23 protein-coding genes and 1 riboswitch are annotated in these 25,744 nt (G+C 52.9%); of the genes, 4 read left to right on the forward strand and 19 right to left on the reverse strand.

Annotated features, from left to right (window positions below):
* Positions 1–10: 10 nt before the first annotated feature.
* Both AC0YNW_RS20425 and AC0YNW_RS20430 read right to left on the reverse strand, forming a co-directional pair.
* Positions 11–1,321 carry a nucleotide sugar dehydrogenase gene (locus tag AC0YNW_RS20425; protein ID WP_475833519.1) on the reverse strand — a complete coding sequence of 437 codons (1,311 nt, stop codon included), beginning with the start codon at positions 1,319–1,321 and terminating at the stop codon, positions 11–13.
* 149 nt (positions 1,322–1,470) lie between these two features.
* Positions 1,471–2,217 carry a YhcN/YlaJ family sporulation lipoprotein gene (locus AC0YNW_RS20430; RefSeq protein ID WP_475833520.1) on the reverse strand — a complete coding sequence of 249 codons (747 nt, stop codon included), beginning with the start codon at positions 2,215–2,217 and terminating at the stop codon, positions 1,471–1,473.
* A 168-nt stretch (positions 2,218–2,385) separates the two neighbouring features.
* Between AC0YNW_RS20430 and AC0YNW_RS20435 the strand changes: the two genes are divergently transcribed.
* Positions 2,386–3,405 carry a beta-ketoacyl-ACP synthase 3 gene (locus AC0YNW_RS20435; RefSeq protein WP_475833521.1) on the forward strand — a complete coding sequence of 340 codons (1,020 nt, stop codon included), beginning with the start codon at positions 2,386–2,388 and terminating at the stop codon, positions 3,403–3,405.
* Between the two features lie 48 nt (positions 3,406–3,453).
* On the opposite strand, the gene AC0YNW_RS20440 is transcribed toward AC0YNW_RS20435, so the two are convergent.
* From AC0YNW_RS20440 to moaA, 11 genes are all read right to left on the reverse strand, one after another.
* Positions 3,454–4,182: a GT-D fold domain-containing glycosyltransferase gene (locus AC0YNW_RS20440; protein ID WP_475833522.1), complete on the reverse strand. Its 729-nt coding sequence runs from the start codon at positions 4,180–4,182 to the stop codon at positions 3,454–3,456.
* Between the two features lie 115 nt (positions 4,183–4,297).
* Positions 4,298–5,425, reverse strand: coding sequence for a glycine oxidase ThiO (gene thiO / locus AC0YNW_RS20445; protein WP_475833523.1), 1,128 nt, complete (start codon positions 5,423–5,425; stop codon positions 4,298–4,300).
* Positions 5,425–6,249: a thiazole synthase gene (locus tag AC0YNW_RS20450; protein ID WP_475833524.1), complete on the reverse strand. Its 825-nt coding sequence runs from the start codon at positions 6,247–6,249 to the stop codon at positions 5,425–5,427. Before AC0YNW_RS20450 ends, thiO begins: the two co-directional genes overlap by 1 nt.
* 4 nt (positions 6,250–6,253) lie before the next feature.
* The gene (gene thiE, locus AC0YNW_RS20455; protein ID WP_475833525.1) at positions 6,254–7,105 is read right to left on the reverse strand and encodes a thiamine phosphate synthase; all 852 of its coding nucleotides are present in this window, start codon (positions 7,103–7,105) and stop codon (positions 6,254–6,256) included.
* Complete coding sequence (locus tag AC0YNW_RS20460; RefSeq protein WP_475833526.1) at positions 7,102–8,256, reverse strand: ThiF family adenylyltransferase; 1,155 nt, start codon at positions 8,254–8,256, stop codon at positions 7,102–7,104. The genes thiE and AC0YNW_RS20460 overlap by 4 nt, the downstream gene beginning before the upstream one ends.
* Complete coding sequence (gene thiC / locus AC0YNW_RS20465; RefSeq protein WP_475833527.1) at positions 8,249–10,006, reverse strand: phosphomethylpyrimidine synthase ThiC; 1,758 nt, start codon at positions 10,004–10,006, stop codon at positions 8,249–8,251. Before thiC ends, AC0YNW_RS20460 begins: the two co-directional genes overlap by 8 nt.
* A gap of 191 nt (positions 10,007–10,197) precedes the next feature.
* Positions 10,198–10,300: riboswitch (TPP riboswitch) on the reverse strand.
* A gap of 45 nt (positions 10,301–10,345) precedes the next feature.
* On the reverse strand, positions 10,346–11,377 hold the full coding sequence (gene ytvI / locus AC0YNW_RS20470; RefSeq protein WP_387475413.1) for a sporulation integral membrane protein YtvI: 1,032 nt from the start codon (positions 11,375–11,377) through the stop codon (positions 10,346–10,348).
* A gap of 25 nt (positions 11,378–11,402) precedes the next feature.
* Entirely contained in the window at positions 11,403–12,560 is a 1,158-nt protein-coding gene (gene yfkAB, locus AC0YNW_RS20475; protein ID WP_475833528.1) for a radical SAM/CxCxxxxC motif protein YfkAB, read from the reverse strand.
* A 203-nt stretch (positions 12,561–12,763) separates the two neighbouring features.
* A complete protein-coding gene (locus AC0YNW_RS20480) occupies positions 12,764–13,882 on the reverse strand; it encodes an HD-GYP domain-containing protein (RefSeq protein WP_475833529.1) in 1,119 nt (372 codons plus the stop codon).
* Positions 13,883–14,034: 152 nt separating this feature from the next.
* Positions 14,035–15,474 carry a bifunctional metallophosphatase/5'-nucleotidase gene (locus AC0YNW_RS20485; RefSeq protein WP_475833530.1) on the reverse strand — a complete coding sequence of 480 codons (1,440 nt, stop codon included), beginning with the start codon at positions 15,472–15,474 and terminating at the stop codon, positions 14,035–14,037.
* A 95-nt stretch (positions 15,475–15,569) separates the two neighbouring features.
* Positions 15,570–16,568, reverse strand: coding sequence for a GTP 3',8-cyclase MoaA (gene moaA / locus AC0YNW_RS20490; protein ID WP_387475405.1), 999 nt, complete (start codon positions 16,566–16,568; stop codon positions 15,570–15,572).
* A gap of 102 nt (positions 16,569–16,670) precedes the next feature.
* Here moaA and AC0YNW_RS20495 point away from each other — a divergent pair, with 102 nt between their 5' ends.
* The 3 genes from AC0YNW_RS20495 to AC0YNW_RS20505 all read left to right on the forward strand — a co-directional run bounded on the left by AC0YNW_RS20495 (position 16,671) and on the right by AC0YNW_RS20505 (position 19,716).
* The gene (locus AC0YNW_RS20495; RefSeq protein WP_475833531.1) at positions 16,671–17,408 is read left to right on the forward strand and encodes a molybdenum cofactor biosynthesis protein; all 738 of its coding nucleotides are present in this window, start codon (positions 16,671–16,673) and stop codon (positions 17,406–17,408) included.
* 12 nt (positions 17,409–17,420) lie between these two features.
* Entirely contained in the window at positions 17,421–18,512 is a 1,092-nt protein-coding gene (locus AC0YNW_RS20500; RefSeq protein ID WP_475833532.1) for a ThiF family adenylyltransferase, read from the forward strand.
* A 121-nt stretch (positions 18,513–18,633) separates the two neighbouring features.
* Complete coding sequence (locus tag AC0YNW_RS20505) at positions 18,634–19,716, forward strand: HD-GYP domain-containing protein (RefSeq protein WP_475833533.1); 1,083 nt, start codon at positions 18,634–18,636, stop codon at positions 19,714–19,716.
* A 110-nt stretch (positions 19,717–19,826) separates the two neighbouring features.
* Here the strand turns inward: AC0YNW_RS20505 and sufB are convergent, their stop codons facing one another.
* From sufB to AC0YNW_RS20535, 6 genes are all read right to left on the reverse strand, one after another.
* Positions 19,827–21,224, reverse strand: a complete 1,398-nt coding sequence (gene sufB, locus AC0YNW_RS20510) for a Fe-S cluster assembly protein SufB (protein ID WP_387475397.1) — start codon at positions 21,222–21,224, stop codon at positions 19,827–19,829.
* Positions 21,225–21,229: 5 nt separating this feature from the next.
* On the reverse strand, positions 21,230–21,658 hold the full coding sequence (gene sufU, locus AC0YNW_RS20515) for a Fe-S cluster assembly sulfur transfer protein SufU (RefSeq protein ID WP_387475395.1): 429 nt from the start codon (positions 21,656–21,658) through the stop codon (positions 21,230–21,232).
* Positions 21,645–22,871, reverse strand: a complete 1,227-nt coding sequence (locus AC0YNW_RS20520) for a cysteine desulfurase (protein ID WP_475833534.1) — start codon at positions 22,869–22,871, stop codon at positions 21,645–21,647. Before AC0YNW_RS20520 ends, sufU begins: the two co-directional genes overlap by 14 nt.
* A complete protein-coding gene (gene sufD / locus AC0YNW_RS20525) occupies positions 22,868–24,175 on the reverse strand; it encodes a Fe-S cluster assembly protein SufD (protein ID WP_387475391.1) in 1,308 nt (435 codons plus the stop codon). The genes AC0YNW_RS20520 and sufD overlap by 4 nt, the downstream gene beginning before the upstream one ends.
* 27 nt (positions 24,176–24,202) lie before the next feature.
* Positions 24,203–24,982: a Fe-S cluster assembly ATPase SufC gene (gene sufC, locus AC0YNW_RS20530; protein WP_387475389.1), complete on the reverse strand. Its 780-nt coding sequence runs from the start codon at positions 24,980–24,982 to the stop codon at positions 24,203–24,205.
* A 144-nt stretch (positions 24,983–25,126) separates the two neighbouring features.
* A complete protein-coding gene (locus AC0YNW_RS20535; protein WP_475833535.1) occupies positions 25,127–25,711 on the reverse strand; it encodes a DUF1802 family protein in 585 nt (194 codons plus the stop codon).
* Between the last annotated feature and the right edge of the window lie 33 nt (positions 25,712–25,744).

Genomic DNA, 25,744 nt, shown 5'->3' on the forward strand with positions numbered 1-25,744 from the left:
AGCAAGCAGCTTAGCCTTTTCCGACCCCTAACCGCAGTACTTTAGCTTTGCCGCTTTTCCCTTGGGTTGAATTGCGTGTATCGTAAATCAAGTTGGCATGCTCCAGCATAAGATCAATCGGCATGCCGCTATGGTTAGTCGCAATGACGACGGCATCCATATTCGCAAGCAGTTGCTGATCCAGCTTGACGCTTGTCAGAACGCCATCTCCCAGAGATAGCTTAGAAATATATGGATCATGGTAATAGACCTTCGCGCCTTCCAGACGAAGCAGCTTTATCAAATCGATGGAAGCCGATTCCCGGTAATCCGCGATATCCGGTTTGTATGCCGCGCCATAGACGAGGATGCTGGAGCCTGGCAGCGACCTCGGCGACAGGACGCTCTTGAGCTGCTGCGTCACGTAGAGAGGCATTTTATGATTGATTGCGTTGGACATGCTGATGAACTCGGAGTTCATATCATATTGCTTCACTTTCCACAACAAGTAGGATGGGTCAACCGGGATACAATGTCCGCCGATGCCCGGCCCCGGATAGAATGGCGTAAAGCCGAAGGGCTTCGTTCCCGCCGCGTCAATCACCTCCCAGATGTCCAGATTCAATCTGTCGCATATCATAGCCATTTCATTCATGAAGGAGATATTGACAAGCCGGTACGCATTCTCCAAAATCTTGGCCATTTCCGCTGCATCCGTCGTGGAGACCGGGTGAACCTTCGGAAATATTCCGCTGTACAATTCTTTGACCTTCGCCAGGCAAAGAGGTGTCGTACCGCTGACGATCTTCGGGATACGTTCCAGCGGGAATTGCTTATTGCCCGGATCGACGCGCTCAGGCGAATAGGCGATGAAAAAATCCTCCCCCGCCTTGAGGCCCGACTTGCCGAGCAGCGGAAGCAATACTTCCCTTGTCGTGCCGGGGTACGTAGAGCTTTCCAGTACAACAAGCTGCCCCTTCTTCAGCCGGAGGCCAATCTGGGTCGCCGCTTCCGTCAGATAGCTCAAATCCGGTGTTCCGTATTCGGTAAGCGGCGTCGGCACACAGACAATAATCGCCTCGGCCGCTTGTATCGCGCTATGCTGGCTCGTTGCCAGGAATCGCTGGGTTTTCACCGCAGACTGAATGCTCTCGTCAGGAATTTCATGAATATAGCTTTTTCCTTTGTGCAGCAACTCAATTTTATGGGCATCCAGGTCGATGCCCAGCACACGGAATCCCTTCTTTACAAAGAGCAGCGCCAACGGAAGCCCCACGTAGCCAAGTCCGATAATCGCCACCGTTTTTTGGTCGTTACCTTCTGCCCATTGCTGTTCCATCATTCCTTCTCTCGCCTTCTTTCCAGCCGTTGTCAAATCGCTAGATTACTATATGACGAGATGCACACGCTGGAATGGACGATTGTTTCCCCACGCGCAAAAAGGCCGACCTGCCTATTCGGCGGGTCAGCCTTTTCTCCCTGCTGTCTTTCTTAATCAAGGAGTCTGTATTTTCTTGATACGCTTGTTGTTTTCAAGATGCCGCGATCTGTCGTTAGCGGCTTGACGACCGGGAATACACGCTCCACAAGTCCATTGAACTCCATAATATAGTTTTGTACCGGATAGCCCGTCTCATCGTCTTTCCGATAAGCAGCCATTCTACCTACAAATTCAGGGTTGGCGGATACATAGACGTGTACGATGGTTGGTCTCAGTTCCTTTACGATACTGGCGATTTGAGCCTTCAGCTCTTCTGTAAGCTTATCTTCCCCGGTAGACAGGCTGCTCATACGCTTGCCTGCTTGCGCACCGTCCTTGCTGAACAAACCGATGTGCGTCCGGCCGAGGTCTTGGCTTTGCGATTGCATGGTCAAGCCGCCGCCATCCAGCGATACAGCAACATACGCATTATCATCTGCCAGCATGACGGAGGATGATTGGACCGCGTCGATTTCGGTTAACTTATCAGCGATGGCCCGGCTCATTTCGATGCGGTAATTTTTATGAGAACCGACGAGATTATTGCTTCTTAACTGTCTTCCGTTCACCCGGTTGCGCTCATTCATGCCATCATCGGCAAAGCGCTTGTCTTTGAGCAAAGAACCGCTTGAATCGTATCGGATCGAATTCTGCCGGATGTTTTTGTTGCCCAAGTCGCCTTGAAACTCCATTCCGCAGCCGCCAAGCATAGCGCTAAGCACAACGCCAGCCGTCAGCGTCATCATTTTTTTTCGCATTGGCCAACCTCCCGTTCCTTTAAATCCATTAGCCTTATTCAGACTTGGCTATAGCGTTTGTCAATCCGCCTGCGGCTATACGCCCGTTGACAATTGGCAACAGAGCGACTATATTGTTAGTATCAAGTATTAGTATCTGGTACTAATTTTGGCGAAAGAGGTGTTCATATGTCTTCCTTTTCACACCATAACGATCAACCCTTTGTGTCCAACAGCGTTATTACCGCGATTGGCACTTATGTACCCGAGCGCAAGCTGACGAATAACGATCTTGCCGCTATGGTCGACACGAACGACGAATGGATCGTGCAGCGGACCGGCATTAAGGAACGGCGCATTGCCGAGGAGAACGAGTTTACTTCTGACCTCATTGCCAGAGCTATCGACAATATGGTGGAGCGATACGGCTCTGATCTGAGTGACGTTGACTATATTATTGCGGCGACTTCCACGCCTGACACGATCTTCCCGAGCATGGCGGCATCGATACAAGCCAAATATCATATCCGGCAAAGCGGCTCCATCGATATTCAAGCCGCTTGCGCAGGCTTCACGGCTGCCTTGCAACTCGCAAACGGACTGCTGCTGTCAGGTCTGTACCGGAAGGTGCTTGTCCTTGCCGCGGATGCTTTGACGAAAATTACGGACTACACCGACCGTACCACATGCATCTTGTTCGGCGACGGCGCTGGCGCGGTCCTGATGGAGCGCGCGAAGGACGGCAATGGGGCTTTGCTGGGTGCATACTCTGACACGGAGGGAGACGGCGGTAAGCATGTGTATTTGAGCAACCTGTCTCCTTCCATCGGCGACTTTCCCATTCAGACTCAGGGGAAGCTTGTTCAGAACGGCAGGGAAGTCTATCGCTGGGCAGTAAGCCGCGTATCCGAAGGGGTCCGCGCATTGCTGCAGCAATGCGGCCTGCAGCCGGGAGACATCGACTGGTTCGTGCCGCATAATGCCAATCAGCGGATCATTGACGCTTTATGCGAGAGAGTCGGATTTCGCGAAGAACAGGCTTTGTCCAGCATCGCCAAGTATGGCAATACATCGGCGGCTTCTATCCCGCTCGCTCTTGATGATGCGGTGCGGGACGGCAGAGTGAAAGCCGGACACACGCTCCTGCTTCACGGCTTCGGTGGCGGTCTCACGCAGGCCGGCGTCGTGCTTCGCTGGCAGTTGCCGTAATCAAATAGAGGATGGCTCGCTAGCTTGAAGCGCGGGCCATCCTCTTCGCTATATTTTGACAGATGAAATGATTTGCGAACCGATACCGAAATCCACGCCAATCTTGCCGATCCGTTTCTTGATCTGATGGGCCAGTATGACGGCATTAATGCCGCAAGAGCATAATACGATATCGTATTCATCCTTACGCTGCTCCAAGATATCTAGCGTGTCTGCCATCATTTCGTTGCGCTCAAACGGTAGCGTGAAGGGCACTTGCAAATGATAGGGCGGGCGTATAAGCCGCTGCTTCGTCCCTCCGGCCCATCTGGACACGAGCGCAACCCGGCTGTTCTGCTCATGCAGCATTTCCCAGAACGGCTTATGGTAGATCAGCTCTCTGTTCACGATTGCATTGCAGACCGCCTGCGGCATAAGCTCAAAGTGATTGAAAATCCGGTTCGTGAGCACTCGCTTATGATTGGGATGGGCACGGATCACCTTGTCGTTTTTGGCAAGAATGCCGACGATATCCGCTTCCCGTATCGCTTCCACCAGCTGGTCCCGAACTGGAATATTGGGGAAGCGCACACCCTTCCTTCCTTTATTCGCCTCTTTCACCCAAAGCTGGCCAAGGGTCTGCTCCATCGTATACACAGAGTCCTGCGACAACACAAAGTTTTCTCCATCCCCAATGCGAACGAGACAATACGGGGTTTTATCTATCAATGCCGTCTTCAGGCGCTCCACGATTTCATCTTTGCTCAGAAGATCCTCATCTGGAATATCGGAAATCATATCATACCTCCACGATCCATAAGTTAAAGACTCTCATCCCCTAGTATATGGTTCTTCCTCGCGAAGGTTTGGACATCCGTCCTGTACATGCAAAGATAAAACATCCTGGCAAGCGTTATACGGCTCGCAGGGCTGTGAATCGATTCGGCGAAAACGGCGCGACCAGCGATGTATCTCCCCTTCCGTCCAGCAGATCGCAAGCAAGCATAGCTGTCACTGGGCTGAGCAGAATGCCATTGCGATAGTGGCCTGCTGCCATAATGGCGGAAGGTTTACCCTCGACGCTGCCGATCAGCGGCATTCCATCCATCGTTGCAGGCCGGAGACCAGCCCAACGATGCGCCGTTTCTTTGTCTGCCAGTCTAGGCAGCCAGCGCTCGCTTGCCCTAATCAGTCTCTGGATGCCTCTATCCGTAACTGACGAATTGAATCCGGCTACATCCTCAGAAGCGCCGCAAACGATCCGGCCCATCGGCTTGTTCACCCAATAAGCTTGGCTGGAGAAGATCATATGGCGCAAATCATCGGACACACTCTCATAGGAGCAGATTTGCCCGCGAATGGGATGAATCGGAATAGAGATGTCCAGCCAGCGCGCAAGCGCGCCTGACCAGGCTCCGGTGCAGATGACGATCCGATCGGCGCTTATCTGGGGTAAGCCGGTCAGCCTCACCGTTACACCGGATTCATGGAACGCTAATTCGGTCAGCTCTCCCGCTTGATCCCACAGCTTCACGCCAAGCTTGCGGCATGCCGTCTCCAGCGCCGCTACGAGACTGGGCGCGTAGATGTGGCTCTCTTCCGGACAATAGAGGGCAGCCGCAATATCATGCGACAGCCCCGGTTCCAGATTCCGCAGCGCCTCTCCCTCGACCAGCTCCGCCTTTGCTCCCCACTCATTATGCCAGCGTATTCGGGATTGCAGAGGAAGCAGATCCGCTTCATGGCGGTAGACGTTCAAGCTGCCGCTTCTGATCCAATCGGTTGTCATGCCGGAGTGTTCTTCTACCTTCTTAACCCAAGGCTCATATAGGTTCAAGCTCTGGAGGCATAACCGGAAGAAGGCATCCGGCTGGTCCGTATTCTCCGAATAGGGAGCCAGCATGCCAGCCGCTGCTCCTGACGCTTGGCCTCCGAATGTCCCGCATTCCACAACACTGACCTCGTAGCCTCTAAGTGCCGCTTCCAATGCGCAAGACAAGCCGATTATTCCGCCGCCAAGCATCATAACTGATTGCGGCATTAATAGCTCTCCCCCTTATGACTCCATGGAGAATGCTGAAATAGCGTACCGGCAGGATCACTGCTTGCCGATGCATATTTCTTCTTCGGTATTCTGCCCGCTTCGTTGGCCAGCCTCCCCGCCTCAATCGCCATAGCGAAGGCCTGCGCCATCTTGACCGGGTCCTTCGCTTTGGCAACAGGCGTGTTCGCCAGTATAGCCGAAGCGCCCAGCTCCATCGCTTCCGCCGCATCCTTGGGCGATCCGATGCCTGCGTCTACTATAATCGGCACCTTTGCATTTTCAATAATCAATTCCAGGTTATACGGATTAAGCAAGCCAAGTCCTGTGCCAATAGGCGAAGCACCCGGCATCACCGCCGCAGCCCCCGCCTCTTCAAGCCGCTTGCATAGGATGGGATCATCCGACGTATAGGGCAGGACAACAAATCCTTCATTAGCTAATATATCCGTGGCTTTCAGCGTCTCGATCGGATCAGGCAGCAGGGTCACCGGACTGCCGCTAATCTCGATTTTGATCCAATTGCCAAGACCTGCAGCGCGTGCCAGCCTCGCTATTCGTACCGCTTCCTCCGCCGTGCTCGCGCCGGATGTATTAGGCAAATAGTGAAGCCCTCTCTCCCCCAGATGCTGAAGGATCGAGTCATCCTCATAGCTGTCCAGATCTACCCGCCGCACCGCAAACGTGATTACTTCCGCTCCTGATGCTTCCAAAGCCTGCTGCATGACAGCCGGACTCGGGAATCGGCCTGTACCGAGGAAAAAACGTGAACGAAGCTCCTTTCCTCCAAGACGGAAGACAGCCGTATCGTAACCTGCCAACATAACGTTAGCCCCCTCCAACAAACTGTATCAATTCTATGTCCGCTCCCGCTTCAAGCGCAGTAGCTCCCCACATGCTCTTGGAGACGATAATGCCGTTCAGCTCAGCAACAATCCGTTTATGACTCTGACCAAGCTCCCTCACCAGCTCTTCCAGATCCCTTGCCGAAGTACGACGCGTCTCTCCGTTCAGTCTGATCGTTACCTGTTGTCTCTCTAGTGTCTTGTAACGGCTAATCTTCTCCAGGAAGGAGCGGCAGGTCGCAGCCGGATCCTCACTGCCGACAATGGCGGATACGGCGCATAGGCGGCGCGCCCCCGCTTCCAATACCAGATCTGCATTATCCAGCGTAATGCCGCCAATCGCTACGAACGGAATGCTGATATGTGCGGCTGCCTCCGCTACATAAGAGGTCGATACCGCAGCTCGCCCAGGCTTCGTATTCGTCCGATACACAGGGCCGACGCCGATATAATCCGCTCCGTCCCTCTCCGCCTTCAGCGCTTGCTCCAGGCTATGCGTCGATACGCCGATCAGCTTGCCAGGGCCCAGCAACTGGCGAGCCTCCTGAATCGGCATATCCTCTTGCCCGATATGAACGCCATCCGCATCGACCTGAATGGCTATATCAACGTAATCATTCACGATGAACGGAACGTTGTATGTTCTTGTCAGTTGCCGGAGCGTCAAGGCTTCACGAAGCACTTCCTCACGTGAGCCCGTCTTATTGCGGAGCTGCAGCATGCCCGCCCCACCAAGCAAAGTCTGCTCCATCACCTCTATCAATTCCCTTCCGGGATGATTGGCTGTGGCCGTAATGACGTACAGCTCAAAATCGCTCCAATTTCTCTTTATCACGCTTTTGCCTCCTCTTCTGCCCTCGCTTCGGGATTGGCCAAGTAAGATGCGCATAGCTGAAGCGCTCTAGCCGGATCGGTAACGCCCTGCACCAGTACTCGCCCATCCGGGAACAGCACCAATCTCTCACCCTCCGGCAGCAGGACCTTAAGCAAATAGCGATTGGCTTTGTAGGCATATCCCATTCGATCGAATGCATCTCTCCACTGATCCAATTGCAACGACGCCTGAAGCGTTACTTGTACAGAATCTCTGCCGCAAAGCGATACAGCTGCAGAATATCCCCAAGAGGATGAATAAGTGGCGGTATCGCTTTCCCTTTCCGTCTCCCCATAAGCCTCATCTCGAGAGCGTGTGTCTGTCCAATGCGCAGCCGCTCCGACAGCAGCCCCGCCGCAAATACGGCATACCGGCGAGCAACAGGGCAATGCGAATTCACGAACGGAAAAGCTCCATAGATCTGCTGTGATCCAGCTTTTGCGAACAGCGGCTCGATTGCCGCTTAGCCATTTGATCGCTTCGACCGCTTGCAGCGAGGCAACAAATTCAACAGCGGCGGACAAAACTCCCGCGGTATCACAGTTCTGGCCTTCATCCGCATCCGCATCATCTCCGATCAAGCAGCCCAAGCATGACGTCTCTCCCGGAACAAACACGGCGCTCATCCCCTCAGCTCCAGCTATGCCGCCATAGACGAACGGAATGTTGCGCGCATAACACGCATCACTCAGCAGGAGCCTCGTTGCAGTGTTGTCCGTACCGTCCAGCACGATATCCACACCATCCATAGCGATCGCTATATTGCTGCTGTTCACATCCATCACAAGCGCTTCTATCTCGATGCTTCCGTTAATGGCACGCAGCTTCTCCGCCGCAGCCACCGCCTTGGGGAGCGCCGCCAGCGCATCCGCTTCATGGAAGAGCACCTGCCGCTGCAGATTGCTGGGCTCCACATAGTCGCGATCGGCGATTCGCACCTTGCCGACACCAGCTCTGGTCAGATGCTGGGCCAGCGAAGCGCCAAGCGCTCCGCAGCCAATGACAAGCGCCTGTGCCTTCGCCAGACACGCCTGGCCCTTCGTACCAATCGGAGCGAACCGAATTTGCCTGTCATACCGGTCCGCCCATATCTCATTGGCTTGCTTATGCATAAATCGAGCTTCCTGCTGCCTTGAACGCCTCCGACTTCTCCTTCATCCCGGCTTCAATCGCCTCGGTCGTCTCCATCCCGTTCTGAGCGGCAAATTCCCGGATATCCTGCGTAATGCGCATGCTGCAAAACTTCGGTCCGCACATGGAGCAGAAGTGTGCCGACTTGGCAGCTTCCGCTGGCAGCGTCTCATCATGGTAGGCCATTGCTCGCTCCGGATCGAGCGACAGGTGGAACTGGTCACGCCAGCGGAATTCGAAGCGAGCTTTGGACAAGGCATCATCCCGCAGCTTCGCGCGCGGATGGCCTTTAGCCAGATCAGCCGCATGTGCCGCGATTTTGTACGTGATAACCCCTTCCTTGACATCCTCCTTGTTCGGCAGTCCCAAATGCTCCTTCGGCGTGACATAACAGAGCATCGCGGTTCCGAACCAACCAATCATGGCCGCCCCGATGGCGGATGTGATGTGGTCATAACCAGGAGCGATATCCGTCGTCAGCGGGCCTAGCGTATAGAAAGGCGCTTCGTCGCAAACCTCAAGCTGCCTGGTCATATTCTCCTTGATAAGATGCATCGGCACATGGCCAGGGCCCTCGATCATGACCTGCACATCATGCTTCCAAGCGATCTTCGTCAGCTCGCCAAGCGTATCCAGCTCTGCGAACTGCGCTTCATCGTTGGCATCCGCAATTGAGCCGGGACGCAGACCGTCGCCCAGAGAGAAGGACACATCGTATTGCTTCATGATCTGGCAAATTTCCTCGAAGTGCGTGTACAGGAAGTTTTCCTTGTGATGCGCCAGGCACCAAGCGGCCATAATCGAGCCGCCGCGCGATACAATGCCGGTTACCCGCTTCGCTGTCAGCGGGATATAACGCAGCAGCACGCCCGCATGAATCGTAAAGTAGTCCACGCCTTGCTCCGCCTGCTCAATCAGCGTATCGCGGAATACTTCCCAGCTAAGCTCCTCCGCATTGCCGTTTACTTTCTCCAGAGCCTGATAGATCGGCACCGTTCCGACCGGTACAGGAGAGTTGCGAACGATCCATTCCCTCGTTGTATGTATGTTTTTGCCGGTGGACAGATCCATGATGGTATCGGCGCCCCAGCGGGTTGCCCAGGTCATCTTCTCTACTTCTTCCTCAATCGAGGAGGCGACAGCGGAATTGCCGATATTCGCGTTAATCTTGACATGGAAGCCTCTGCCGATAATCATCGGCTCACTCTCCGGATGATTGATATTGGCCGGAATGATGGCGCGGCCTGCCGCTACCTCATCTCTGACGAAAGCCGGGGACATTCCCTCCCGGATCGCGATGTATTCCATCTCCGGCGTTATAATTCCCTGACGAGCATAATGCAGCTGCGTAACGTTGCGTCCTTCTTTGGCTCGCAGAGGCCGATGCGACAAATTCGGGAACAGCTCCGCTCCCTTCTCGCGTACCCTCTCCTCCGACGCAAACCCGTTATCCTCCGGCCGCACTTCCCGTCCATCGTAGCGCTCAACATCCAGGCGCCCCGTAATCCATGACTCGCGCAGCTTCGGCAAGCCTGCCCGCACATCCGCCTCGTAAGTAGTATCAGTATAAGGGCCGCTTGCATCATAGACGCGGACAGGCTCGTTCGGCAGTTCTTCTCCATTCCGCCCTTGGCTTGGCGTCAGCGCAATCTCCCGCATCGGCACATGAATCGTCGGATTGGAACCTTGCACATAGACTTTCCGGCTTCCCGGCAGTGGTGTAGTCAACATAACAAAAAACCTCCTAAATGGAATAATGGAATTCCACCTGGAGGCATACGCAGACATATAAGAAAGTTAGTGGACGCTGCAGCGGACACGGCCTATGAATGATCACTGGCTCAGCCGATAAAGGCGTGAAGCGCAGTTCAAGGCTTATCCATACATGATACTGCTCGCGTTAAATTCGGCAGACTTAAGCATTGCCGATTGTCCCACTTTCCTACGCTGGCATGACCCAGATCAGGTTCAAAGGGACCAAAGCAAATGCTTTATCTCAGCCTTACGGCGCCCCTAGTGGATTTCCTTGTTAGACTATAACGCTGAATGACAACGGGTGTCAACCTTTGATTACAGTTTGATTTTTTGCTGGAACAGGCCAGCCTGCCTTGCCGCCATATAGATAATGACGACCAAAGGACCGATGAAGACGCCGATTACACCCACTAGCTTGAAGCCGACATACAGGCTAATCAACGCAGACAAAGCGCCGATTCCGATGGAATCGCCCAATATTTTGGGCTCAATAATGCGGCGGAACACGGTAATGAACAGGAACAGCACGATTAGACCGATACCTGTGTACAGATCGCCCGTCAAAATGAGATACGACGCCCATGGAACAAGGACGGAGCCCGTTCCCAAGATTGGCAAAATATCGACGACAATGATAAGCAGCGCGATCGCCATCGGATATTTAATATCCAGGATCAGCAGTCCTGCAAGTGAAATGATGTACGTCAAGCCGCTCAAAATAATTTGCGAGCGAAGAAAACCGAAGATCGATTTTCTCAGATTGTTCAGCACCTGATCTACTTGCGAACGTGAAGACTCGTCGAAGATCGACAGCACCGATGCCTTCAATGTATTCAGGCTGAAGCTGAACATGTAGACCGCCACGAAGAAGACGATGAAGAAAATAAACATGCCAGGAAGCGTGGACGCAAACGCAACAACCGTTGTCGACAGCTTGCCAACCATAGATGTAATGGTGTCCGTCAGCTTCAGCAAGTAATTCTCCAGTGTAGCTACCGCATCCGGAGGCAGGTTCTGATACAAGCCCCTTGCATCGACCAGAAGCTGGTCGACAAATTCATTCGCATTCTCGAAGTAATGCGGCACTTTCTCAAGGAAAGCGATCAGCTCTGCAATAATCTTGATACCTAGCAGGACGATGAGTCCGATCAAGATGACCGTGAACAACGTGCAGGATATGATAGCTGCGACAAGCCGGTTCACTTTTAGCCGCTTCATGAAGAATCCGTTCAGCGGCTCAAGGAAGATCGCCACGACGAGCGCCAGCAGGAACGGAGCCCCTACGGTAAACATCAAATAGATCAGGAACAGACCGACCGCAATCAGTACTATCGATCGAATGGACATACCGTATGCCTCCTTTCTTTAAGTTCTATTCAAGTATGGCACTCCTCATGTGAAAATTAACATCCTTGTAATACATATCTTTGACAAGCAGATTCGGTCCGCAGCATGATGCAGCCGGACAATGGCAATTAACCCCTTGTGCCAGCGGATGCTGCAGCCATCTGCCGAACAAATCGTCAAGTCTTGAATCGGCAATATTGCCGAAGGAAGGCACGTCAGAAAAATCAGTTACGAAGACATCACCGGTGAACAAATTGACGTTCAGACGGTTGCGCCCGTCAGGATCGTTGCGAACCGTTACGTTCGGCTCATTAGCCAGACGGGTCAGCAGCTCACGCTCTCCCTTATCGTCGCTGCAATGATAGAAGGGCAGCGTCCCGAACAGCATCCACACATTGGGGTCCCGGTTTTCGAGAAGACGCTCAATCGAACGGCGCATCTGCTCTCTCGTGATGACGGGCAGATCCTTGGCGAAGGAGCTGGGATACATCGGATGGACTTCATGACGCTGACAGCCCATCTCCACGATCAATTGATGAATTTGATCTATTTTGTCATGCGTGCGGTAATTGATCATCGATTCGGCTGATACAAGAACACCTGCTTCGCTCAATCGACGCGCATTGTCAATCATTCTGTCATATAGCTTTGCTGCTGCATCGCGCGACACGCTATGTCCCGCCTTGGCGAAGCCGATCTGATGGAAGTCATCCGCATTCGTGTAATTGAACGAGATGTGCATCACGTCGAGATAGGGAGCAAGCTGCTCATAACGGCTGTACGGCAGTGTCACATTGGAGTTGATTTGAGAGCGAACGCCTCGGCTCCTGGCGTATTTCAAGAGCGGAACCATATAGTCTTGCACAGTGCGATTCGAGAATGTCGGCTCGCCGCCTGTAATACTGATCGTCTCCAGATGCTCCACTTCCTCCAGCCGACGAATCATATCTTGAATCGGGATTTTATCCGGCTCCGCCATAACAAGCGTATCGCCCACGGCGCAGTGCTCGCATCTCATATTGCACAGATTCGTAACGGTCATCTCCACGCTGGTCAGTCGATGGCTTCCGTACTGATGGAGAGAGCGGATCGGGTCCCACGGATCGTTCTTGGGGGTTAACGGGGCAAGCTGACGGACAGCAGGGCCTCGGTATTGGTCGTTTTCTGTATGTAGCATGTTCATCTTGTTCAACACCTGACTTCTTAATCTCGTAATAACGCATCTTTACCATTGTAATGTCAGACGGTAAAGGAAGCAAATAAGAATACCTCTGCCCGAAGCCTTTCAAATCGAATTTATATGTCCGATACCCTCCGAAAACTTATAACTCATTATGATAAAGAAAAAGGAGCCTTGCGGCCCCTTCCAAATCCTATCCAATTGTGTCAAATGCCAGATACAAGCGGCACGGTCTGATCCTCATCATTCACACCGGTTATCATAACGGTCAGCTGCTTCGAGAGATCCACCTCGTAAGGGACCTTCAGCTCCTCGCCGGCTTCATTATACAAGACGCGTACGATTGGCCGGTGCGGATAGCTATTGTTCAAGTCCACGACTACGCCTCTCTCGCCCGTATGCAGCTTAACGGAAATCCCAATGGGATAGATTGCTACCTTATCGCGGAACAGCTGGAGCATTCGCTGCTCGTACAGCGTTCCTGTGCCGGCATACAGCCTCTCCATCGCGTCGTGAGGGAGCATCGGCGCACGGTAGACTCGATTGGTCGTCATCGCGTCATAGGAGTCGACAAGGCCGATCCACTTCGCGTAATCATGAATTTCATTGCCCTTGATGCCTCTCGGATACCCGCTTCCATCAAGCCGTTCATGATGCTGGAATGCGCAGTGCGCAACCAGCAGCGGCAGATTCGGTTCATCCTTGAGCAGCTCATAGCCGAGCTGCGCATGCCGCTTCATCATCTCGAACTCGTCTCCGCTGAGGGTACCCGGCTTTGTGAGCACATTCGTCGAAATTTGTGTCTTGCCGATATCATGGAGCAGCGCTCCCATGCCGAGCGTCATTACTTCGTCCCGTGAATACCCGTTCGACAGGCCAAGCAGCGTTGTATAGACGCATACATTCAGCGAATGCTGGAACAAATAGTGGTCCACTGTCCCCATATTCATCAACATGATCATGGCGTCTTTATGATTGGACAAATCGTCCATAATGGAATTCATCAAGTTCTTGAACGGCTGGGCGATGTAGGGATAAGTCACGCCTTTCCGGCGTTTGGGTCGATCCATCATCTCGCGGAAATTCGTGCGGATTTCCTTAATGGCCATCCGGAACGTATCCTCGCTAATAATAGGCGCCACCATAACATCTGCTGTCCTTGGATCTTCAATGTATACATATTGAACGCCACATTGCTCGAGCCGGGCAATAAGACGTGTCGTTAACTCCATATGATTGCTAAGAAGGACGATACCGTCTTCGGAAAAAATCTTCTTGGCCAGTTTCATCCCAGGCGCACATTGCGAAATCGGTAGCAAACGCATTTTCTCGGTCCTTCCCCTTTATGTCGTCAATACAATATTTATCGGAGTAAACCGCTTTTAATGTTAATTTACGTGAAAATGCGCAATTTTTCAACCATTTTATCCTAATTTTTCGACAGAAAACGCCAATATATCGTTTTGTTGCAACATTTTCACCCGATTGACCGCCATCTAAGCTGATTGCAGCAAGCCAGGGCGCTCTCGGATAATAGCTCGCCAGCTATCACATCCCGGATAAACTCGGGCAAAAAGAAGCTGTAGCTCTCTCCGTTAGCCAGCGATTCATAACCCGCCCGGAAGCTGAACATGTCGATGGAACCAACCGAATAGACCCGCTCATCCTGGAACGGCTCACCGCCCACTTCCATATGCAGAATTCGATGCATAGGCGGAAGATTCGAATCGTAAGTGACCGACAGCCCGTCTATGGCAAGCATGCCCAGCACCTCGCCCCTGAATCCGAAACCTCGGATCGGCTTGAATACGAACTCGTCCAGGAGCGACTGCTCTAGCGCTTCGCGGAGATGCATCCCAGCAATCATCATCCGGCACGGATTAATGGGAGACGGACATAGCCCGTGAAGCTCACCGGCCGATACATCGCCAATCGCCAGCCCGCCAAGCAACTGCCCGGCATTCACTATGCCAATCTCCGCCTCAGCCAATCGGCGCAGTCCTGCCGCCAGCAGATTGGGAAGCGCCGATTCCCGGTCCACGCGCGCAGGGAGCGGATGGTCGAGCGTGGCGAGCACCCTGCCAAGCCGAAGCTTGGCTTCTTCCCCATATGCGCGAATAATCGCTTCCGCTTCCGGCCGCTCCGCATAGGCTCCCGTCGGAAGGCAGCAGGCGCTAAAGACCGGCTTGCCCGTTGCGGAGTCTATCCGTATCTCCACCCGCCCGACATAATCCCCGAACTTGCCAGCAGCACATATGGTCGTCTCGCCCATCACAATCGGCTCCTCAAGCAGATGATGGGTATGCGCTCCCAGAATCAGGTCGATGCCCGGAACCTCTTCCGCCATCTGCCGGTCAAGCGGCAAGCCAAGATGAGACATCACGACCATGACGTCGCAGCGGCTTCGCAGCAGGCTTACCTGCTCCCGAATCGCTTCAAGCGGTGCAGTCGTCGTCCAACCAAGCAGCTTGTAGAACGGATAAAAATTCGCCGTAGCTCCGACCAGGCCGATACTCAGGCCGTTCTTCTCCAGAATGATGCCGGGCTGCATCCACTCTGGCCGCTCTCCCGTGTCCTCCAGCGTCATATTGGCGCACACGACCGCAAATCGTGACGGAGAGCTGTACAATTCATGAAGGGCTGCGCTTGTATAGGTCAGCCCTTCGTTATTGCCCAGCGTAATCGCTTCATAGCCGGCCTCCTGAAGCAGCGCCAGATTCACTCTGCCTTCGCTGCCCTCCGTCTCCATCCTCATACGATCCATATGATCGCCAATATCAACGGCGAGTACGCGGTCAGCCCCCATTACTCTGCGCTCGTCGGCAATAATGGCGGCGATGCGGGCGGCGTTCTCCAACCGGCTATGAATATCATTGCTGTGCAGAAGCACCACTTGTGCTTGCATGGCTTCCGTCAACTTCAACCAGCCTCCCTATCGCAACCCTAATGATCCCGCTTCTACATTCATAAATTCCCGCGATACCGCCCTTTACCCGATTGCAGCAGTAGCCGTCAGCCCCCGATTTGCGACATGCGCCGCTCCGTTGGAACATGCGACAGCGCCGTATCCGCCAGCTTGGCCGCCATCTCATGATTTTCCGGCTTAATGTCCATGGCCTTGGCGAATATCTCCCTCATTGCCGCAGAGTCGCCCAAAGCGCCCTTCACATTAAGCTCATCCATCCAATACAGGCAAGGCTTCAAGCTGCCGTCAGCCGTCAATCGCAGCCGATTGCAACTCTTGCAGAAATGATCGGAGATGGGATGAATCAGTCCGAAGGAGCCGACGCCGCCTTCGATTTCCCAATCCTCCGACGGCCCGTTCCCTCTCACATCTTCGCGCCTTGCGATGGTATATCGTTCATTCGCGATTTCCAGTACACGGGACAACGGCAAGTAGTGGGCTCTCCAGTTATCATCCGCATGGCCTATCGGCATATATTCAATAAACCGGACATGAAGCGGCTTTTCATACGCCATCCTCAAAAATTCCGCAATTTCGTCCTCATTCACATTTTTCAGCAGCACACAGTTCAGCTTGATGGGATGAAAGCCTGCCTCTGCCGCTGCTTCTATGCCTTCCAATACCCTCCGCAGCTCGCCGCGTCTCGCGATGAAGGCGAATCTGGTCGGGTCGAGAGTGTCGAGACTAATATTGACACGGGTCAGCCCCGCTTCCTTCAACGCCTGCGCCTGCTTCGCCAAGAATACTCCATTGGTCGTGAGCGCAATATCTTCAATGCCTGGAATACCCGACAGTCTGGCTATCAGCTTATGCAAGTCCGGCCTGACAAGCGGCTCGCCCCCTGTAATCCGAAGCTTCGTAATTCCAAGCGATGCTCCAACTTCCACGACTTCAGCGATCTGATCGTACGTAAGCAGATGGGACGCTTCCGTGAATGCCACGCCTTCCTCCGGCATGCAGTAGACGCAGCGAAGATTGCAGCGATCCGTTACCGAGATCCGCAAATAATTGTGCGTTCGACCAAAGCGGTCCTTAAGTGCTTCCATGCTGCTCGCTCCCTTCTATCGTACCTATAAGCATAACATTTTTTTTCGTTCTATGGTATTCTAGAGACAACTGAACGTCATACATTCGAGAGGTTTACATACATGGAATTTCATTGGAATATCAAGCTTTTTGCCGGTTTGCAGGAGCGTCTTGCAGCCACCCGGCTGACGCTGGTTTTACCAGAGGAACAGCTGACTGTCAGAGAGCTGAAAGACCGTCTGGCAAGCGTTCATCCCGACCACGCCGCCATCCTCTCCATCTCATTCGTCGCCCGCAACCATGCCTACGCTGCGGATGAGACCATTGTGCGTGCAGATGACGAGCTCGCTCTCCTTCCGCCTGTCTCTGGAGGCGAAGAGTCGGTGCAGAATCGCACTCAAATTGGAGACATAGAGCTGTATGTTGTGACAGCAGAGCCGCTTCATTCGGAAGAGGTGCTGCGCAAAGTCATTACGAAGGACCATGGCGCTTCCATCGTATTCGTTGGTACGACCAGAGAGTGGACGCAAGACCAGCAGACCGTCCGTCTGGAATACGAAGCCTATGAGCCTATGGCTGTCATTATGATGCGCCAGATCGGCGATGAGATTAGCGCTCGCTGGCCCGGAGCACTATGCGCCATCAGCCATCGTACTGGCGTTGTTGAACTGGCCGAGATTAGCGTCATTATCGCAGTCTCAGCGCCTCACAGAGAGAGCTGCTATGAAGCTAGCCGTTATGCGATCGAACGTCTGAAACAGATCGTTCCCATTTGGAAAAAAGAAATTTGGGCTGATGGCTCCGAATGGAAGGGTCATCAGCAAGGGCCTTGGAATCCGACCGTTCCTTTGCCGGAATAGCAGGAGGAAATCATGACAGACCATTCACAGCACTCTGATACCATCGCCCGGCAACCAGCTGACGCACGTTCCTCGATTCAGGATCGATACTCGAGACAGATTCGGTACGGCCGGATCGGACCGGAGGGACAGAACCGTCTTCAAAGCGCCCGAATCGCCATCGTTGGCATGGGAGCGCTTGGCTCCGTGCTGGCCCAGCACCTGGTGCGGTCAGGCGTCGGCTATACCCGCCTTATTGATCGCGATATCGTGGAGTGGAGCAACCTGCAGCGGCAGATGCTCTATACCGAGCAGGATGCAGAGGGACTGCTTCCGAAGGCAGCCGCAGCTGCTGCTCATCTGAGAGCTATTAACAGCTCTGTCATCGTAGAGCCGGTCATGGCTGATTTGAATTCGGCCAACGCGTCCCAATGGCTTGGAGATGTCGATCTGATTCTGGACGGCTCGGACAACTTCTCCGTCCGCTACTTAATTAACGATTACAGCCTGAAGTCGAACACCCCTTGGATATACGGCGGAGCAGTAGGCGCAACGGGCATGACCCTGTCGGTTATTCCGCAGGAGACGCCCTGCTACCGCTGCTTATTTCCCGAGCCGCCCGCCCCGGGTACGACAGATACCTGTGAGACAGCAGGCGTTATATCGCCGATTGTGGACATTATCGCCTCGATTCAGGCAACAGAAGCGATCAAGCTATTGTCAGGCAATCGGGAAGCTCTCCATGGCACGCTTTTTCAAGTAGATCTTTGGAATCATGCTTGGCTTCCGGTCAATATTAGCCAAGCGCGGAAGGATGACTGTCCAGCATGCCGTAATCAGCGGTATGAGTTTCTGGAGGAGCAGCGCCGCGAGACGGTCGCCACCGCTCTGTGCGGCCGTCAATCTGTGCAGCTATTGCCTGGCCAATCGGCTCGTCTAGACCTTGATGCTATGGCTCGGCAACTATCTGCCATTGGGCAAGTCTATCAAAATCCCTATCTTCTACGGCTGCAATTATCTGGCGGCATGACCTTTGTTTTATTCCCCGACGGACGCGCTATCGTCCAAGGGACCGAAGATTTGGCAAGAGCAAGGTCGATTTACGCCGAATTATTAGGTATTTAGTTGCATTTGTCAGTCCCTCATATTGCCATTGCGTGAATAGATTGCTACTATTAAAGTGAATTATGATGCATAGGGCTTACATACTATTGTTTAATTGATAATAATTATTAGAGGTGTCTCTATGAGGATTCATGTAACAGATTTGGTAGACGGAGACCAACTTAGCCGCGATATCTTTAATAATTACGGGCTGCATGTGCTCTCCAAGGGAACATTAGTGACAAAAGCGGAAATTTCACGCCTGCTGCAGCACCAAATCGATTATGTCGATGTAGAAGAGCGCACCACACCGGTCCAGACCAATAAGCGATCCGGACGAACAATTGAGTCAACGGTTAATCCCAAGTGGCTTCCTAAAGTGCAGCCCATCTATGAAAACGCAGTCAAAAGCTTCGAGAGGTTTTTCTCCTCCGCCGTGGAATCCGGCAAGGTAGATGACGAAGATGTATCCGCCGTCCTGCAGCCGCTCCTGAATAACCTGCAATTGGAACGGGATGTCGTGTCTATGCTGCTGCTGCTCAATACGTCGGATAATTATACGTATCAGCACTCCGTGCAAGTCGGCATGCTCTCTTATTATCTGTCCTCCTGGCTCGGATATTCGGCAGTCGAAGCCGCAATAATCGGCAAGGCTGGATTCCTGCATGACATTGGCAAGTGCAAGATTGACGAGGAAATCCTGAACAAACCAGGCAAGCTATCCGCCGAAGAATTCGATGAAGTGAAGCGTCATACCGTATACGGTCATGACATTATCCTTCAATCCTTTGGAGACTCCATGCTGGCTATAGGTGCTCTGCAGCATCATGAGCGGATGGACGGAAGCGGTTACCCGAACGGGCTTAAGGGAGAAGAGATCCATCCGGTATCGAAGATTATCGCGGTTGTCGATATTTACAGCGCCATGATTTCCGCAAGAGTCTACCAGAAGGAACGCGATCTTCTCTATGTGCTGAGAGAACTTCATAGACTGAGCTTCTCGCAGCTCGATCCGGTGACGACACACACCTTTATCAAGCATATGATTCCGAATTTCATCGGCAAGCATGTTCAGCTAAGCAACGAAGAGACGGGCTATGACGAACTGGGCATTATCGTCATGACGCACCCCACGGAATTCTTCCGTCCGCTGGTTCAGATCGGTGATCAATTCCTGGATCTCACGATCGAGCGCGACTACGAGATCAAGCACGTCTATATTTAATACCGCTACATTTATGAAGCCCTGCTACCCTTACAAGGGAGCAGGGCTTTTTGAGTTGACGCAAAAATACGTGCCCGGTATCCCGGACACGTATTTTTCGATTATATCGATTAGCCGATGGAGCCTTCCATCTCGAATTTAATGAGACGGTTCATCTCTACGGCATATTCCATTGGCAATTCTTTTGTGAATGGCTCGATAAAGCCCATAACGATCATTTGAGTCGCTTCGTCCTCCGACAAGCCGCGGCTCATCAGGTAGAACAATTGGTCCTCGGACACTTTCGATACAGTAGCTTCATGCTCCAGCGTAATGTTGTCGTTCAGAATCTCGTTGTACGGAATAGTATCCGAAGTGGATTCATTATCCAGAATAAGCGTATCGCACTTGATGTTCGCTTTCGCCCCATCAGAGTTGCGTCCGAACGATGCAAGGCCGCGATACGTTACTTTGCCGCCATGCTTACTGATCGACTTGGACACGATCGTGGAGCTTGTGTCAGGCGCCAGATGCGTCATTTTCGCGCCTGCGTCCTGATGCTGGCCTTTGCCCGCAACGGCGATCGACAGAACCATGCCTTTTGCGCCGCGTCCACGCAGTACAACAGCCGGGTATTTCATCGTCAGCTTGGAGCCGATGTTGCCGTCGATCCATTCCATTTGCGCATTCTCATCCGCAACTGCACGTTTGGTAACGAGGTTGTAGATGTTCGGCGCCCAGTTCTGAATTGTCGTATAGCGCACGCGGGAATCCTTTTTGCAAAGAATCTCTACGACTGCGCTATGCAGCGAGTTCGTGCTGTAGATTGGAGCTGTACAGCCCTCTACGTAGTGAACAGAGCTGCCTTCGTCCGCGATGATCAGCGTACGCTCGAACTGACCCATGTTCTCGGAGTTGATACGGAAGTAAGCTTGCAGCGGGATATCACACTGTACGCCCTTCGGCACGTAGATGAAGCTTCCTCCCGACCATACGGCACTGTTCAATGCAGCGAACTTGTTGTCATTCGGAGGAATGATGGTACCGAAATATTCTTTCATCAGTTCAGGATATTCGCGAAGCGCCGTGTCTGTATCCGTAAAGATAACACCTTGCTTCTCCAGGTCCTCCTGCATGCTATGATAGACAACCTCGGACTCGTATTGAGCCGATACGCCGGCCAGGAACTTTTGCTCCGCTTCAGGAATACCCAGCTTGTCGAAGGTCTCCTTAATTTCTTGTGGAACCTCTTCCCATGTCTTGCCTTGTTTCTCGGACGGTTTGACATAATACTGGATATCGTTAAAATCCAGATCGTCCAAATCCCCGCCCCAACGCGGCATAGCCATTTTGTAGAATTGCTCAAGCGACTTCAGACGGAATTCAAGCATCCATTCCGGCTCGTTCTTCATCTCGGAGATCGTACGGACGATTTCCGGAGTCAGACCTTTACCCGATTGGAAAATCGCCTTATGCTCGTCGCGAAAACCGTATTTATATTCTTCCATTTCCGGCATCGATTTAGCCATTCATATCACTCCTTGTTTTGATTTTCGATTCCTTTGCGCAATGCGTTCCACGCAAGCGTCGCACATTTGATACGCGCAGGAAATTTATTTACGCCAGACAGCGCCTCAATATCCTCGTTCTCTTCGAATTCGACCGGCTCGCCCTTCATAAGCGCGGAGAATTTCTCCGCCATCTGAATAGCTGACTCGAATGACTGTCCCTTCACGGCTTCCGTCATCATCGATGCGGAGCTCATGCTGATGGAGCAGCCTTCGCCCGTGAACTTGGCGTCCACGACCTTGCCGTCCACAACCTGAAGCTGCAGGGAGATGCGATCTCCGCAGGTCGGGTTGTTCAGGTTAATCGTAACCGCCTCATCCGCAAGCGTTCCGCGATTGCGAGGATTTTTGTAATGGTCCATAATCACTCTGCGATACAAATCATCCAATTGCATGACCGAAGAACTCCTTTGTTTGAATTAGGCCGTCGGTTAACCGATCAATGTCCTCTTCGGTATTGTATAGATAAAAGCTTGCTCTAGCCGTAGCCGATACATTCAGCCAGCGCATCAGCGGCTGGCAGCAATGATGGCCCGCTCTGACGGCAATACCCTTCGAATCCAGCACGGTTGCGACATCATGCGGATGTACATCATCCAGATTGAATGTGACAAGCCCGACACGATTCTCCTTCGGCCCGTAGATGGTCAACCCGTCAATCGTCGACAGCTTATCGTAAGCATATGCCGCAAGCTGCTTCTCATGACGGTCAATCTCATCCATCCCGATGCTCTCCAGGAAGTCGATCGCGGCCCCCAGCCCTACCGCGCCGGCAATCATCGGCGTTCCGCCTTCGAAGCGATAAGGGATTTCCTTCCACGTGGATTCGTACAGCTCTACGAAATCAATCATTTCTCCGCCGAACTCAATGGGCTCCATCCCGTTCAGAAGGTCCTTCTTGCCGTATAGAGCGCCAATACCGGTCGGACCGCACATCTTGTGGCCTGAGAATGCATAGAAGTCTACGCCCAGCTCCTGCACGTCCACCCGCTTATGCGGCGTGCTTTGCGCGCCGTCTACGACCATAATCGCGCCGTTACGATGGGTAATGGCTGCAATTTCCTTGATCGGGTTCACGACACCTAGCACGTTCGATACGTAAGTGACCGATACGACCTTCGTATTCGGCGTAATCGTGTTCTCCACATCCGCAAGCGAGATCGTGCCGTCCGGCTGAAGCGGAATATATTTGAGCGTTGCACCTGTCGCTTTGGCAGCCTGCTGCCATGGAATCAGGTTGCTGTGATGTTCCATCGGCGTAATGACGATTTCGTCGCCTTCTCCGCAGACTGTCCTAGCATAACCCGAAGCGACGAGATTAAGTGCAGTTGTCGTACCTCTGGTGAATATGATTTGCTCCGGAGTCTCCGCGTTCAAAAATGCGGCAACCTTCGCACGGGCGCCTTCATAAGCGTCCGTCGCCCTGGAGCCAAGCGTATGAACGCCGCGATGGACGTTCGCATTATCCAGCTCGTAGTAATGTTTGACCGCATCAATGACGGAACGCGGCTTCTGAGAAGACGCCGCGCTATCCAGATAAACGAGCGGATGCCCGTTTATTTCTTGATGCAATATCGGGAATTGTTCCCGTATCGCATGTATATTCATCCCTCTAGCTTCCTTTCGAGCAAGCGCTGGAGCTGCGTCCGTACCGCTTCGACCGAAATCTCGGATACGACCGGAGCCAGGAATCCGTAAATAATTAACCGCTCAGCGTCTTGCCTGCTTATTCCTCTGGACATCAGGTAGTAGACTTGCTCAGGGTTGACTTGGCCTACGCTTGCCGCGTGGCCCGCTGTTACGTCGTCCTCGTCGATCAACAGAATCGGATTCGCGTCACCGCGCGCTTTAGGGCTAAGCATCAGAACCTTTTCAGTCTGTACGCCGTTCGCTTTGGTTGCGCCATGCTCGATTTTCGTAATGCCGTTGATGATTGCCGACGCGGAATCCTTCATAACCGCACGTGTAATCATGTTGCTGTCGGAGCTCTTGCCGAAGTGTACCGCTTGCGTCGTCAAGCTCATTTGCTGGGCGTTCTTGCCCACGCTGATGACCTTCACATCGGAAGTGGAGCCTTGGCCCTGCATAATCGACTTCGTGTCGGACAGCGTGTGGCCGTCGTTAAGGTCGCCGATTACCCATTCCACGCGTCCGTCGTTCTCCACCACAGCACGGCGCAATGTCATGTCTACGCCGCCTTCGCCAAGGGAATGAACCGAACCAAAGCGCACCAGTGCGCCCGGCTTAACGAACACTTCAACGATCGACGGATGCACGAACTCGCCTTTGATCGAGCCCTTATCGGATACGACCGTGTCTACATAGGACACACGGCTGTTCGCGTCAGCTACGATCAGAACATGCGGAGCGAATGTCGCTTCCGCCTTGTCATTGAACAAGATCGCTTGAAGCGGAAGTTCCACTTCTACGTTCTTCGGCACGTATACGAATACGCCGCCGTTCCATAGCGCTGCGTGAAGAGCAGTCAGCTTATCTTCATCCTTCTTCACAGCCTGGAACAAATATTGTTGAACGAGATCGCCATGCTCCTTGCATGCCGTCTCCAAATCTGTGAAAATAACGCCTTTGGCAGCCAGTTCAGCCGACAATTGCTTCCATACAGCACTGGAATTGTGCTGCACGATCAGATTCTCCGTACCTTCCGAGATCAGCTCCTGCACATTGGCAGGCAGATCAGCTAGCGATGAAGCCGGTGCAGACGCTTCGTACGCGCCGACAGCTGTCAGGTTCCAGCGCTCAATGCGGACCTTCTCAGGCTTCGGCCAAGGAAGCGTGCCGGCAAGCTCGGCTGCTTCGCCACGAAGCGCCACCAGCCATTCCGGCTCGCCCTTGCCGCGAGCAAGCATCTCAGCAGAACCGCGATCAGTCGGAGTGGTTAGTTGTGTACTCATATTGTATATCCCCCTTCTCCGATTAAATTAAGCCTGGCCTACGGTTTCGTCTGTAATGCCTAGTTCTTCCTTCACCCAATCATAACCTTCGTTCTCCAGGCGCTGAGCAAGCTCAGGACCGCCGGATTTCACGATGCGCCCTTGCATCATCACGTGAACGAAGTCCGGTGTAATATAGTTAAGCAAACGCTGGTAGTGCGTAATGATCAGGAAGCCGCGCTCTTCGGAACGCATCGCGTTCACGCCGTTCGCAACGATGCGGAGCGCATCGATGTCAAGACCGGAGTCGATCTCGTCAAGCACGACGATTTTCGGATCAAGCAGCATCATTTGAAGAATTTCGTTACGCTTCTTCTCGCCGCCGGAGAAACCTTCGTTCAGATAACGGTGCGCGAACTCAGGATTCATCTCCAACTCTTTCATTTTGCCTTCCATTTGGCGAATGAATTTGATCAGGGAGATTTCATTGCCTTCCTCGCGGCGGGCATTAATTGCGCTGCGCAGGAAGTCGGAGTTTGTTACGCCAGGAATTTCACTTGGATACTGCATAGCCAGGAACAGGCCTGCGCGTGCTCTCTCGTCTACTTCCATCTCCAGCAGGTCTTCGCCGTCAATGGATGCGCTTCCTGCCGTCACTTCATATTTCGGATGACCCATCAGAGCCGAAGCCAGCGTACTTTTACCCGTACCGTTCGGTCCCATGATGGCATGAATTTCTCCGCCTTTGATCTCAAGGTTGATGCCCTTCAAAATCTCTTTTCCTTCGATCTCGGCTTTGAGGCCGTCGATGACAAATTGTGTTGCCATATTATACTGATCCCTCCAAGGTTAGTTATCGTAGATTAGGTGTTTTGATTCTCACTGATTCTCAATAATCATTTTAATATAACTTTAGTTATAAATCAACGTACGAGTTGACAAGCTGCCTTCTTCCGCCCTAGAAATTCGCCCTTAAATTCCGAGTGCAGACAGGATTCGATCGGTTTCCTTGTCGAACTGCGCTTGCGTCAGAACAGGATTCATCCCCGGCTGCTTCATCTCATCTTCTATTCTTACCCAAGATTTACATCCTGAATAAGCAGGCCTCATTGGCGCATAGACCGGTTCTTCGAGCTTGTACACTCGCAACAGCAGCAGGTGAAGCGGATTTTTCTTCTTCCACTTGAGGCGCTCCTCGGCGAACGTATCGGTCCAAATATGCCTATCGCGCAGCTTGTCCAGTGTCTCCTGATCGGTAATCTCAATGTCCCGCTCCACGACCGCATAGGCGGACAGCTTGATGGTGTCGGCTTCCGGCGACCATTCCCGCAGCGTCTCGTCCATCCCGCCTTGGTAATCCTCCTTCAGCAGCTCCTTCCGCTGATGCTCATAAGCAGGCATTAAGTAGAAGCTTTGACTCAGAAGTTGAAAATCCCGTGTTTCTTCGATGATGCCGCCCTTGCGCATCACGATAATTTGTTCCCCGTCATGAAGCGCCTTTACGGAAACGGCCCATTCCTTCAGCGCGATTGCCTGGCGCGTCAAATCTTCTGTCATCCCAGCTCCCCCATCCATTTGGCGGTTCTTTCC

Source organism: Paenibacillus sp. J31R120, from assembly GCF_056269225.1.

Coding starts and splice junctions, on each gene's coding strand:
- AC0YNW_RS20505 (WP_475833533.1), top strand. CDS start 18,634: ATGAGGATTCATGTAACAGATTTGGTAGACGGAGACCAACTTAGCCGC.
- AC0YNW_RS20460 (WP_475833526.1), bottom strand. CDS start 8,256: ATGCATAAGCAAGCCAATGAGATATGGGCGGACCGGTATGACAGGCAA.
- sufU (WP_387475395.1), bottom strand. CDS start 21,658: ATGCAATTGGATGATTTGTATCGCAGAGTGATTATGGACCATTACAAA.
- sufB (WP_387475397.1), bottom strand. CDS start 21,224: ATGGCTAAATCGATGCCGGAAATGGAAGAATATAAATACGGTTTTCGC.
- moaA (WP_387475405.1), bottom strand. CDS start 16,568: ATGGAAGCACTTAAGGACCGCTTTGGTCGAACGCACAATTATTTGCGG.
- ytvI (WP_387475413.1), bottom strand. CDS start 11,377: ATGTCCATTCGATCGATAGTACTGATTGCGGTCGGTCTGTTCCTGATC.
- AC0YNW_RS20450 (WP_475833524.1), bottom strand. CDS start 6,249: ATGTTGGCAGGTTACGATACGGCTGTCTTCCGTCTTGGAGGAAAGGAG.
- AC0YNW_RS20500 (WP_475833532.1), top strand. CDS start 17,421: ATGACAGACCATTCACAGCACTCTGATACCATCGCCCGGCAACCAGCT.
- yfkAB (WP_475833528.1), bottom strand. CDS start 12,560: ATGAACATGCTACATACAGAAAACGACCAATACCGAGGCCCTGCTGTC.
- AC0YNW_RS20520 (WP_475833534.1), bottom strand. CDS start 22,871: ATGAATATACATGCGATACGGGAACAATTCCCGATATTGCATCAAGAA.
- sufD (WP_387475391.1), bottom strand. CDS start 24,175: ATGAGTACACAACTAACCACTCCGACTGATCGCGGTTCTGCTGAGATG.
- AC0YNW_RS20480 (WP_475833529.1), bottom strand. CDS start 13,882: ATGCGTTTGCTACCGATTTCGCAATGTGCGCCTGGGATGAAACTGGCC.
- thiC (WP_475833527.1), bottom strand. CDS start 10,006: ATGTTGACTACACCACTGCCGGGAAGCCGGAAAGTCTATGTGCAAGGT.
- thiO (WP_475833523.1), bottom strand. CDS start 5,425: ATGCCGCAATCAGTTATGATGCTTGGCGGCGGAATAATCGGCTTGTCT.
- AC0YNW_RS20440 (WP_475833522.1), bottom strand. CDS start 4,182: ATGATTTCCGATATTCCAGATGAGGATCTTCTGAGCAAAGATGAAATC.
- AC0YNW_RS20430 (WP_475833520.1), bottom strand. CDS start 2,217: ATGCGAAAAAAAATGATGACGCTGACGGCTGGCGTTGTGCTTAGCGCT.
- AC0YNW_RS20495 (WP_475833531.1), top strand. CDS start 16,671: ATGGAATTTCATTGGAATATCAAGCTTTTTGCCGGTTTGCAGGAGCGT.
- AC0YNW_RS20435 (WP_475833521.1), top strand. CDS start 2,386: ATGTCTTCCTTTTCACACCATAACGATCAACCCTTTGTGTCCAACAGC.
- sufC (WP_387475389.1), bottom strand. CDS start 24,982: ATGGCAACACAATTTGTCATCGACGGCCTCAAAGCCGAGATCGAAGGA.
- AC0YNW_RS20535 (WP_475833535.1), bottom strand. CDS start 25,711: ATGACAGAAGATTTGACGCGCCAGGCAATCGCGCTGAAGGAATGGGCC.
- AC0YNW_RS20425 (WP_475833519.1), bottom strand. CDS start 1,321: ATGATGGAACAGCAATGGGCAGAAGGTAACGACCAAAAAACGGTGGCG.